This is a genomic window from Carboxylicivirga longa, from assembly GCF_050589825.1.
GTDB lineage: Bacteria > Bacteroidota > Bacteroidia > Bacteroidales > Marinilabiliaceae > Carboxylicivirga > Carboxylicivirga longa.
This window is the reverse complement of record NZ_JBNGOZ010000050.1, coordinates 1-2,266: the sequence shown is the minus strand read 5'-3', so window position 1 is coordinate 2,266 and position 2,266 is coordinate 1. Positions and strand designations below refer to the sequence as shown.

2 protein-coding genes are annotated in these 2,266 nt (G+C 39.4%); one reads left to right on the top strand and one right to left on the bottom strand.

The genetic code is table 11. The features are described from left to right. Positions 1-174: 174 nt before the first annotated feature. Positions 175-1,554 carry a hybrid sensor histidine kinase/response regulator transcription factor gene (locus ACRD7A_RS18950; protein WP_430812962.1) on the top strand — a complete coding sequence of 460 codons (1,380 nt, stop codon included), beginning with the start codon at positions 175-177 and terminating at the stop codon, positions 1,552-1,554. 85 nt (positions 1,555-1,639) lie between these two features. Here ACRD7A_RS18950 and ACRD7A_RS18945 read toward each other — a convergent pair whose 3' ends face one another. Continuing rightward, complete coding sequence (locus tag ACRD7A_RS18945; RefSeq protein WP_430812963.1) at positions 1,640-2,191, bottom strand: sulfatase/phosphatase domain-containing protein; 552 nt, start codon at positions 2,189-2,191, stop codon at positions 1,640-1,642. Positions 2,192-2,266: the final 75 nt, after the last annotated feature.

Below are 2,266 nucleotides of genomic sequence, written 5' to 3'. Positions count from 1 at the left end.
AAGGAAAGGTTTTTGAAAATAGACCTATGTTATCAACAACTAATCGGTTTTACAACGCATTATTAAACTATAGCCAAGATTATTGAAAGGAAAAGCGGTGATAGTTGGTTAAACAAGCAGCACGACATTATCTACAGGAATGCGAGACGCTTGATGACGCTTATTGACCAATTAATGGACTTTAGAAAGTCGGAGTTGGGTGAGTTGAAATTAAATGTTGCCCGCAATGAATTTGTAGGTTTTATTAACGAAATCTATTTATCGTTTGCTTTGGCAGCATCGCAGAACAATATCATTTTTACTTTTGACTCCAAGGAAGAAAAGCTAAATTGTTTATTCGATAAGAGCTACATCGAAAAAATAACTTTTAACCTCTTGTCGAATGCTTTTAAGTATACACCGGCTGGCGGTACTATTGGTATAAGCCTGTATTGCGAAGATAACTGGGTAGTAATTCAAGTAAAAGACTCCGGGAAGGGCATCCCTCCTGAAAAGATATCTTTAATATTTGAACGCTTTTATCGGGTCGATGAGAGCAGCTCTAAACTAGGGTCAGGTATTGGTTTAGCCCTTACTAAGCGTTTAGTTGAGCTCCATCATGGGAATATCTCGGCCACCGGTGAGGAAGGAAAAGGTTCAGTATTCACGGTTCGTTTACCATTAGATGACTCTTACTATCTGGAGGAAGAAATAAATACTGAAGATGAGGGAAAGCTAGACAATAACGCACTGCCACAGGTTGCCCTGGAGGATGAAGAAGCTTTTTCAATGACAGAAGAAGAAAAAAAGGCGGAAACAATTTTATTAGTTGAAGATAACAAAGATATTATCAATTATTTAGAGGATAATCTAAAAACAAACTACAATGTTCAGACCGCTGGTAATGGCAAGGAGGCCCTGGAACTTATTTATAAGCAGGAGCCTAACTTAATTATTTCAGACATTATGATGCCCGAAATGGATGGGTTGAGTTTTTGTAAAATCCTTAAGCAGAATGTAAAAACATGCCATATTCCATTGATATTGGTGACGGCAAAAAATTCAGTGGATGATCAAATCAAAGGACATGAGCTGGGAGCAGACGATTATGTGGTGAAGCCTTTTGAGATGAACCTGCTGGAGGCTAAGGTGAAGAACTTAATAAAAACTCGGGTGCGTTTAAAGGAGTTATATTCGCAGTCAACTTCCATTAAACCCGAGGCTATTGCCTTCAATAACCTCGATAAGGAATTAATGCATAAAGCACTTGGCATTGTAGAAAAGCATCTGCAGGATGCAGAATTCTCAGTTAACTTATTTGCTCGAGAGATGGGGATGAGTCGCTCAAACCTGCACTTAAAGATGAAAGCTATCACAGGGGCATCTGCCACTGATTTTGTTAAAAAGGTGCGTTTTAATAAGGCTATACAGTTGTTGGAAGAAAATCGTTATTCGGTAGCGGAGGTTAGCTATATGGTGGGTTTTAATTCACCGTCTTACTTTTCAACCAGCTTTAAAAAACATTTTGACTACCTACCCACAGAGCATTTAGAGAAGTCGGGGAAGGGTAGGTAAAGAAAAAGCCGTTATCAGATATAATCGATAACGGCTTTTTTTTTAGTGCAAATAATTCCTCAATCAATTTTTTATTGAAAGGAGCTTATTTAAGCCACTCTGGCATGTTATTTTGTGTTTTCCATTCTTCGATTCTAGCATCAATTTCATCACCGTTCCATTCACTTACGCCAACAGGCAGGGCAGTTGCTTGTGGAATGTGTTGGCGATGCCATTCAACCTGTGTGCTATAAGCAGCATCATGTGCCACATTATTAAATTCATCAGGGTCTTTTGTATGGTCATACAACTCTTCACTGCCATCGCGATATTGGATGTAGCGGAAGTTGTTGCTTCTAACAGCATAGTTTTGGTATCGCCACGAAATGAGTGTAGGGTAATCCCATTCCTGGCTAGGGTTGTCAAGCAATGGCTTCAGACTCCGACCATCAAGATGTTCAGCAAGCGGCAACTGGCATAGGTCAAGCAGTGTCGGGTAAATATCCAGCAGGCTAACTGCTTGTTTACAGTTTGTACCTCCTTTGCTTTCGGGAGTCACAATATATAATGGTACACGGGTTGATTCTTCCCACAGGCTCATTTTTCTATATGTTCTTTTTTCGCCAAAGCTTTGGCCATGGTCTGACCATAATACAATAAGGCTGTAGTTTACAATAGCGTTTTAATTTTGTAACTTAATGAGAAAATGCCATGGATACCGCCAAAATAAAAG